This window comes from Endozoicomonas sp., from assembly GCF_051008435.1.
Taxonomy (GTDB): domain Bacteria; phylum Pseudomonadota; class Gammaproteobacteria; order Pseudomonadales; family Endozoicomonadaceae; genus Endozoicomonas_A.
Genome location: NZ_JBPCXO010000052.1, coordinates 1 through 8,910, shown reverse-complemented (window position 1 = coordinate 8,910; position 8,910 = coordinate 1). Strand labels below are relative to the sequence as shown.

The following is an 8,910-nucleotide window of genomic DNA, read 5'->3' as shown; positions in this document are numbered from 1 at the left end:
ATGTATTGTGAAAGGGTGCATCGTGCGGTAGTCGGGCGAGTAGTACTTCTCACTTTCATCCCTGATAAACAATCATTTGGGTCAATTATCAAATTTCGGAACACGCTGTCAATGCGTAAGTCCTATCAAACTTTATAAGGAAGGCACTAAGGTAACGTGATAATGGATGGGGTATGATGAAAGGCTACTTTTCTAAACACTATCGAATTTATTACGACTTAACATGCTGATTGATTCTCATTGCCACCTCGATCGTCTCAAGCTCGACTGCTATGACGGTGACCTGGAAAAAGCACTCAATGCAGCCCGACAAGCGGGTGTTGAAAGAGTGCTTTGTGTGGGTATTGATCTTGAGCATGCAGATGCTGTGATTGATCTGGCTGATACCTATCAGGACGTTTACGCGTCAGTTGGGATACATCCTCTGGAAAAGGATGCAGCAGAGCCGGATTTACAAACACTTTTAGGTTACGCCAAGCACCCGAGAGTGATTGCTATTGGTGAGAGTGGTCTTGATTATTACTACTCGCCCGATAATAAAGCGCTGCAGCAGGAACGATTCAGAATTCATTTGCAGGCTGCGACACAATCGCAACTGCCTATTATTGTTCACACCCGGGATGCCAGAGAAGATACTCTCGATCTGATACGTCAGCACGGTGATTTGGAGAAGGGCGGTGTATTGCACTGTTTTACAGAAAGCTGGGAGATGGCGCGCGAAGCAATGGACTTGAACTACTTCATCTCGATTTCAGGTATCGTTACGTTCAGGAATGCGACTGAGTTAAGAGAGGTCGTTAAGAAAATTCCATTGGATCGCCTGCTGATTGAAACGGACTCCCCTTATCTTGCGCCGGTACCTCATCGCGGTAAGCCCAATGAGCCACGCTATTTGCCTGATGTGGCAAAGTGTGTGGCTGAATTAAAAGGTATTACTACAGAAGAGCTGGCTGACATCACCGGCGAAAACTTTTTTCGACTTTTCCCCAAGGCTGCTGCCTGCTGAAAACCCATCACCATGATCCATCATTCTGATGGATCATGCACTTCATAATTATTCATCCTTTAAGCAGTTTGTGCCTGTCGAGTTATTGATAAAGTCAACAGAGCCATGCTTGAAATCGATACGGCTTTGAGCACGGAAAATGGCTGAAAATGCAGTCACCTGACCATTCGACCAGTTTTTAAAATTGTCGATAACGATTGATGACCAATAACTGCCTTCAATATAATGGTAACTGCTTTCAATATTAAGGAATTCCGCAATCATTCGCCTATAGCATATCCAAGAGACTGTCTTTATAATTGCGCCACCATTTTTTCTATGGTGAGCCGTTGCGGCCACATAACGATGGATTGATGTGCGATTGCACTCGAGTCTCAACTAGGCAGTATGGGGCTTGAGGACGTTTACCGTCAGTTTGCTTGAATCAGAAAATCGACAAACAGGACTCATTCCAGGGGAGTGCGGTCTTTTTGCTGTGCATTCGATTGAAGCAAAGATCATAGCTTTAGTTCTGACTTCCTGTTGGAAAAAAAGCTGGATATTCAGCGTTGTATTGGTCAGTTGTCGGTTATCACCGGAGAGGCGGGTTTATTCCGGACCTGAAAATTGATTGATTAGGCGAAAGGTATGATCAAAATCAAACAGGGGCTGGATCTTCCGATTACAGGGGCGCCTGAACAAAGCATATCGGATGGCCGAGCAGTTCGCTCTGTCGCCGTGATTGGCTTTGACTATGTAGGAATGAAACCTACTATGGCCGTCGCTGTCGGGGATCGAGTTAAGAAAGGGCAAGAGCTCTTTATCGACAAGAAAACACCGGGCGTGCGCTATACCGCGCCAGCTGCCGGTGTTGTTGCTGCGATTAATCGTGGTGAGAAACGTGTTCTACAGTCCGTTGTCATTGATGTCGATGGTGACGACGAAGTGGCTTTTACTGAACACAAACCTGAAGCGTTGTCTGCTCTGACCGCTGAGCAGGTAGAAACACAGCTGAACGAATCTGGATTGTGGGCAGCCCTGCGCACGCGTCCATTCAGCAAGGTTCCTGCCCTGGGCTCCCGCCCAAGCTCAATCTTTGTGACAGCCATTGATACCAACCCGCTGGCAGCAAATCCTGAAGTCATTATCAGTGAGCATGCTGAAGCGTTTGAACAGGGTATCAGTATCCTGGGCAAACTGAGCGGCGGTAAAATTTTCCTCTGTAAAGCACCGGGCGCCCGCATTCCTGCTGGCATCGCGACTGCAGAAGAATTCGATGGTCCTCATCCGGCGGGTCAGCCAAGTACTCATATCCATTTCCTGGATCCAGTCAATGCCAGTAAAACGGTTTGGCAGATCAACTATCAGGATGTGATTGCAGTAGGCAAACTGTTCACAACCGGCAAACTGTTCACCGATCGTGTTGTTTCTCTGGCGGGTCCTCAGGTTGAGAAGCCGCGCCTGGTACGTACCCGTGTGGGTGCCAACACCGATGAGCTGACAGCAGGTGAACTGAAAGAAGGTGATAACCGTATTATCTCCGGTTCTGTGTTTGGTGGCCGTATTGCAAAAGGCTCCTTCGCATTTCTGGGACGTTATCAAACACAGGTTTCCGTTCTGGAAGAAGGCAATGAACGTCTGTTTATGGGCTGGGTAAACCCCACCGTGAACCGTCATTCTGTTCTGAACGTGCTGACATCGGGTCTGAGCAGAAGCAAACTGTTCAACTTCACCACAACCACCAATGGTGGTGAGCGTGCCATGGTACCTGTGGGTCAGTATGAAACGGTCATGCCTCTGGACATTCTGGCCACTCAGTTGCTGCGTGCAATTGTGGTAGGTGATACGGAAATGGCCCAGAAGCTGGGTGCTCTGGAACTGGAAGAAGACGATCTGGCACTGTGCACTTATGTGTGTGCCGGTAAGTACGAGTACGGTCCCATCCTGCGCGACAACCTCACCCGTATCGAGCTGGAGGGCTAACAGATCATGGCTTTGAGAAAACTCCTCGACACGCTCGAGCCCCACTTTATCAAAGGTGGCAAGCACGAGAAGTGGTATGCACTGTTTGAAGCAGTAGACACTCTGCTTTATACACCCCCCAACAAGACGCACAACACAGCTCACGTTCGCGACGCGATCGATCTGAAGCGTATGATGGGTATGGTCTGGCTTTGCACATTCCCGGCCATGTTCTTTGGCATGTGGAATGTCGGCTTTCAGGCTAACACCGCTATTGCTGGTGGACTGGCTGCTCCTTCTGACTGGCACGGTGCCCTGATCAGCCTTCTGGCCGGTCACGATCCTGCGAGCCTTTGGGATAACTTTATTTATGGCGCTGTTTTCTTCCTGCCTATTTATGCCGTGACATTCTTTGTCGGTGGCTTCTGGGAAGTGCTGTTTGCCGTAGTACGTGGTCACGAAGTTAACGAAGGCTTCTTTGTAACTTCTGTACTCTTCGCTCTCATCGTTCCCCCCAGCATTCCACTGTGGCAGGTAGCTCTGGGTATTTCCTTCGGTGTTGTTATCGGTAAGGAAGTATTTGGTGGTACTGGCAAGAACTTCCTGAACCCGGCCCTGACAGGTCGTGCGTTCCTGTTCTTTGCTTACCCGGCACAGATCTCTGGTGACCTGGTTTGGACCGCTGTAGACGGTTTTTCCGGTGCAACCGCACTGAGTCTGGCACAGCAGGGTGGCATTGATCAGGTAGTGTCCAATGGCATCACCTGGTTCGACGCATTCCTGGGTACTATTCAGGGCTCTGTAGGCGAAACCTCAACTCTGGCCATCTTCATTGGTGGTGCTGTGTTGCTGGCGACCCGTATTGCTTCCTGGAGAATTGTTGCGGGCACCATGCTCGGCATGATCGCTACTGCAACCCTGTTCAACATGATTGATTCTGAGACCAACATGATGTTCAGTACTCCATGGTATTGGCATATGGTGATGGGCGGCTTTGCTTTCGGCCTGATCTTTATGACAACCGACCCTGTATCAGCTTCCATGACCGATACCGGTCGCTGGTATTACGGGATTCTGATTGGTGTTATGGTAATCCTGATTCGTACCGTCAACCCGGCTTATCCGGAAGGTATGATGCTGGCAATTCTGTTCGCCAACCTGTTTGCGCCGCTGATTGACCACTTTGTGGTTGAAGCCAACATCAAGCGTAGGGAGGCTCGTGCCTGATGGGTAACGATAGTATTAAGAAGACGTTATTTGTAACGATTCTGCTCTCTCTGGTGTGTTCTGTAGTGGTGTCTGCTGCAGCTGTTTTCCTGAAGCCGCTGCAGACTGAAAATGTCGAGCTGGACGTTCAGCGAAACATTCTCAGCATCTCTGGTCTGACCAAAGACGCCAAGGCTCTGAGCAACAGCGAAGTGGCTGACCTCTACAAACAGATTCAGCCTCGTCTGGTAGACCTCAAGACTGGCAAGTTCATCGAGAAGACCCCGGAAGGTCAGACCCCTGAAAACTACGACCAGCGTGTGGCTGCCAAGATTCCTGATGAGTCCCGTGCCTTGAAAGGTTCTCAGGACATTGCCAGCATCAAGCGTCAGGCGGATGTTGCCAAGGTTTATGTCATTGAGAAAAATGGCAAGCTGGAAACCATCATTCTGCCAGTACACGGCTATGGTCTGTGGTCAACCATGTACGGCTTTATGGCTCTGGATAGCGACCTGAACACCGTTAAGGGTTTCGGTTTCTATGATCAGAAGGAAACTCCAGGACTGGGTGGCGAAGTAGACAACCCACTCTGGAAGGCCAAGTGGCCTGGCAAGAAGGTCTACGACAATAAAGGTGTAGTGGAAGCCGGCCTGGTAAAAGGCGGTGCTGATCCCAAGTCCCTTTATAAAGTCGATGGTCTTTCCGGTGCAACACTGACCAGTAACGGTGTTACCAACCTGATTCATTTCTGGATGGGTAACGAAGGCTTCAAACCGTTCCTTACTAACCTGAAAGCGGGGGATGCATAATGTCTGAGAAGACTAAAGATATCCTGCTGGAACCGGTCGTTAACAACAACCCCATCACCCTTCAGATCCTGGGTATCTGTTCGGCACTGGCGGTGACCACCAGCATGCAGGTCAGCCTGGTTATGGCCATGGCGGTAATTGGCGTAACAGCCTGTTCCAACCTGGCCGTATCCCTGATTCGTAACCACATTCCTAACAGCATTCGAATCATCTGTCAGATGACCGTTATTGCTTCTCTGGTAATCGTGGTGGATCAGATTCTGAAAGCTTACGCGTACGACATCTCCAAACAGCTGTCTGTATTCGTAGGTCTGATCATCACCAACTGTATCGTAATGGGTCGTGCCGAAGCCTTCGCTATGAAGAACGGTCCCAAACTGTCCTTCCTGGACGGTATTGGTAACGGTCTTGGATACGGTGCGGTTCTGCTGATTGTTGCCTTCTTCCGTGAGCTGTTCGGTGCCGGTAATCTGTTCGGTGTTGAAATCTTGAAGACCGTCAACAACGGTGGCTGGTATCAGCCTAACGGCCTGATGCTGCTGGCTCCCAGTGCGTTCTTCCTGATCGGTCTGCTGATCTGGGTGATTCGCAGTCGCAAGCCGGACCAGGTTGAAGACAACGAGTTCAAGATGGCTCCCAACACCAAGTTCAGCGAGGCCCACTAAGCCATGGAACATTTCATCTCACTTTTTGTGAAAGCAGTGTTCGTGGAAAACATGGCATTGGCTTTCTTCCTGGGTATGTGTACCTTCCTGGCGGTGTCCAAGCAGGTTAAAACAGCTCTGGGTCTGGGTGTTGCAGTGGTGGCGGTACTGGCTATTACTGTGCCCATTAACAACCTGATCTATCAGAACATTCTGAAAGATAGTGCGCTGGCAGCCGGTATCGATCTGAGCTTCCTGGGTCTGATCACCTACATCGGTGTTATCGCAGCCCTGGTTCAGATTCTGGAAATGTTTCTGGACAAATTTGTACCGTCTCTCTACAACGCGCTGGGTGTATTCCTTCCGCTGATTACCGTGAACTGCGCCATCATGGGTGCTTCTCTGTTCATGGTAGAGCGTGACTATAGCCTGGGCGAGTCTACGGTATATGGTTTGGGTGCTGGTGTTGGCTGGGCTTTGGCAATTGCCGCCCTGGCTGGTATCCGTGAAAAGCTGAAGTACAGTGACGTACCTCCGGGCCTGCAGGGTCTGGGCATCACCTTCATTACCGTAGGTTTGATGTCACTGGGCTTCCTGTCATTCTCCGGCGTACAGCTGTAAGGAGATCGTGTAAATATGGATTCTACAATCGTATTGGGCGTAGTCATGTTTACCGTTATCGTGCTGACGCTCGTAGCGGTAATTCTGGCAGCTCGCTCACGACTGGTTAGCACCGGTGATGTGACTATCAACATCAACGAAGACCCCGAAAAGGCAGTGACAACCTCTGCCGGCGGCAAGCTCCTGACAACTCTGTCTGGCGCTGGTGTCTTCCTGCCCTCTGCCTGTGGTGGTGGCGGTACCTGTGCACAGTGCAAGTGTAAAGTGCTGGATGGTGGCGGTGAGATGCTGCCTACCGAACGTTCCCACTTCACCAAGCGTGAAGAAAAGGAAGGCTGGCGCCTGTCCTGCCAGGTGAACGTTAAGCAGGACATGGAAATTGAAGTTGAAGAAGAACTCTTCGGTGTTAAAAAGTGGGAATGTGAAGTTGTTTCTAACGACAACGTTGCCACCTTCATCAAAGAGCTGGTTCTGAAACTGCCTGAAGGCGAAAACGTTAACTTCCGTGCCGGTGGTTACGTTCAGCTTGAAGCGCCTGCTCACACTGTTGAGTATAAGAACTTCATCATTCAAGATGAGTACCGTGGTGATTGGGACAAATTTGACCAGTGGAAGTTCACTTCCAAGGTGAATGAAGAGACCATCCGTGCTTACTCCATGGCTAACTACCCTGAAGAAGAAGGTATCCTGAAGTTCAATATTCGTATTGCTTCACCACCTCCGGGTACTGACTTTGCTCCAGGTAAGATGTCTTCCTATGTCTTTAACCTGCAGCCAGGTGACAAGATGACCGTTTACGGACCCTTCGGTGAATTCTTCGCGAAAGAAACCGAAAACGAAATGGTCTTCGTAGGCGGTGGTGCAGGTATGGCGCCTATGCGTTCCCATATCTTTGACCAGCTGAAGCGTATTTCTTCAACCCGCAAGATCTCTTTCTGGTACGGTGCACGTTCTTTGCGTGAAGCCTTCTACGTAGAAGAGTTCGACAAGCTGGCAGAAGACAATCCTAACTTTTCCTGGCATCTGGCGCTGTCTGATCCACAGCCAGAAGATAACTGGGAAGGTAAGACTGGCTTCATCCACCAGGTATTGTTCGACAACTACCTGAAGGAGCACGCTGCACCTGAAGACTGCGAGTTCTACATGTGTGGACCTCCCATGATGAACGCTGCGGTGATCAAGATGCTGGAAGACCAGGGTGTTGAGCATGAAAACATTCTGCTGGACGACTTTGGTGGTTAATCCATCGGTCTAAAGCGATGTTGCTTAGGGATGCGTGGGCATCCCTGACAAAAAACCGGTGATACTCTCAGGAGTACACCGGTTTTTTTGTTTTACAGCTACGTACCAATACCTATCCTTTCGTGTCATATAGTGGCACAATGTCGCTCAATAAAATGCAGTTAAACAAACAGGAAGCTATTGAGCCAAGGGATTAGTGCTCGTCAGCTGCTTAGACAGTTAACACTCCTCGGGCGGTAGCGTGCCTCTTATATCTTGCACAAAGGGCTCTTAACTGCATGACCACCACGGTTTAACACATGAGTGTAGATCTGGGTTGTCTTTAAGTCCTTGTGCCCAAGAAGCTCCTGAACCGTTCGTATATCGTAACCATCATCCAGCAAATGAGTGGCAAAAGAATGCCTGAAAGTATGGCAGCTTCCCTTTTTTTGTATACCCGATAACTCAATGGCTCGTTTTACCGCTCTTTGCAAAGTACTGTCATCGATATGATGGCGTCGTTCGCTGCCATCTCTGGGATCGATTGAACGCTTGTGGGAACAAAAAAGATACTGCCAATGCAGGCTTTTTGCCTCAGATGGGTATTTTTTAGCAAGGGCATCCGGCATCCAAACTTCACCAAAACCGGCTTCTGTATCTGCAGCATGGAGAAAACGAACTTCGCTTATTCGAGCCTGAAGGACAGTAATAAGCGGATCAGGCAAGATGGTTACCCTGTCTTTATTGCCTTTGCCACTTCGAACAAGAATCGCCTTGCGATTGAAATCAATATTCTTAATACGCAAGCGAAGACATTCCGTTATCCGAAGCCCTGAGCCATACATCAGCTGAACCGGTAACTTATGTGCAGAGCTGATCGCTGAGAAAATAGCATTTACTTCATGCCGTTCAAACACCACAGGAATTTTGGTGGCATTCTTAGCCCTGACCCGATTGCTGACATCTCCCAAGGGTCTGCCTAAAACTTGCGTGTATAAAAAGTTCAGAGCATTCAAAGCCTGGTTTTGCGTTGAGCTTGCAACCCGGCGCTGAACGGCAAGATAAGTCAAAAACTGCCTGACGTGATCAGGCCCTAAATCCTGTGGGTGCTTCAAGTGATGATAGCGAATGAAGTACTTAATCCAATAACAATACGACTGTTCAGTGTTATAGCTATAGCGCTTCACTCTCAGGGTGTTCCGTACTTCAGTCATAAAAGGAGAAGGCATGACAAACTCAACAACTGTTATTTTATACAGTATTATTGAAGAAGGTGCCAAAAATGCAAATAACTCACACGCGGCCTATTCAGGGCAGTAAACAAAATAGCTTATAGCCGGCTAAGTTCGTCTTATCTGTTGTTTGAACTATAATGCAGCAGTCACCTACTTTTAGGGATGCTGTTATGCAATATGCTCTCTTCAAAGCATTTCTTGATGCCATTTCGACACTGACCAGCCAT

General features: G+C 49.0%; 8 protein-coding genes. 7 read left to right on the top strand and 1 reads right to left on the bottom strand.

The window, feature by feature from the left end; genetic code table 11:
* Nucleotides 1-223: 223 nt before the first annotated feature.
* The 7 genes from ACR2PX_RS02435 (at nt 224) to nqrF (ending at nt 7,469) form a co-directional block, all read left to right on the top strand.
* Nucleotides 224-1,006 carry a TatD family hydrolase gene (locus ACR2PX_RS02435; RefSeq protein ID WP_433997769.1) on the top strand — a complete coding sequence of 261 codons (783 nt, stop codon included), beginning with the start codon at nt 224-226 and terminating at the stop codon, nt 1,004-1,006.
* A gap of 627 nt (nt 1,007-1,633) precedes the next feature.
* The gene (locus tag ACR2PX_RS02430; protein WP_433997768.1) at nt 1,634-2,968 is read left to right on the top strand and encodes a Na(+)-translocating NADH-quinone reductase subunit A; all 1,335 of its coding nucleotides are present in this window, start codon (nt 1,634-1,636) and stop codon (nt 2,966-2,968) included.
* A 6-nt stretch (nt 2,969-2,974) separates the two neighbouring features.
* Nucleotides 2,975-4,174 carry an NADH:ubiquinone reductase (Na(+)-transporting) subunit B gene (locus tag ACR2PX_RS02425; protein WP_433997767.1) on the top strand — a complete coding sequence of 400 codons (1,200 nt, stop codon included), beginning with the start codon at nt 2,975-2,977 and terminating at the stop codon, nt 4,172-4,174.
* Nucleotides 4,174-4,962 (top strand): Na(+)-translocating NADH-quinone reductase subunit C, encoded by a 789-nt coding sequence (locus ACR2PX_RS02420; protein ID WP_433997766.1) that lies wholly within the window; start codon nt 4,174-4,176, stop codon nt 4,960-4,962. Before ACR2PX_RS02425 ends, ACR2PX_RS02420 begins: the two co-directional genes overlap by 1 nt.
* Nucleotides 4,962-5,627, top strand: a complete 666-nt coding sequence (locus ACR2PX_RS02415; protein ID WP_062268817.1) for an NADH:ubiquinone reductase (Na(+)-transporting) subunit D — start codon at nt 4,962-4,964, stop codon at nt 5,625-5,627. Before ACR2PX_RS02420 ends, ACR2PX_RS02415 begins: the two co-directional genes overlap by 1 nt.
* Before the next feature lie 3 nt (nt 5,628-5,630).
* Complete coding sequence (gene nqrE, locus ACR2PX_RS02410; RefSeq protein ID WP_433997765.1) at nt 5,631-6,227, top strand: NADH:ubiquinone reductase (Na(+)-transporting) subunit E; 597 nt, start codon at nt 5,631-5,633, stop codon at nt 6,225-6,227.
* Nucleotides 6,228-6,242: 15 nt separating this feature from the next.
* Nucleotides 6,243-7,469: an NADH:ubiquinone reductase (Na(+)-transporting) subunit F gene (nqrF, locus tag ACR2PX_RS02405; protein WP_433997764.1), complete on the top strand. Its 1,227-nt coding sequence runs from the start codon at nt 6,243-6,245 to the stop codon at nt 7,467-7,469.
* A 248-nt stretch (nt 7,470-7,717) separates the two neighbouring features.
* Here the strand turns inward: nqrF and ACR2PX_RS02400 are convergent, their stop codons facing one another.
* The gene (locus ACR2PX_RS02400) at nt 7,718-8,677 is read right to left on the bottom strand and encodes an integron integrase (RefSeq protein WP_433997763.1); all 960 of its coding nucleotides are present in this window, start codon (nt 8,675-8,677) and stop codon (nt 7,718-7,720) included.
* Nucleotides 8,678-8,910 lie beyond the last annotated feature (233 nt).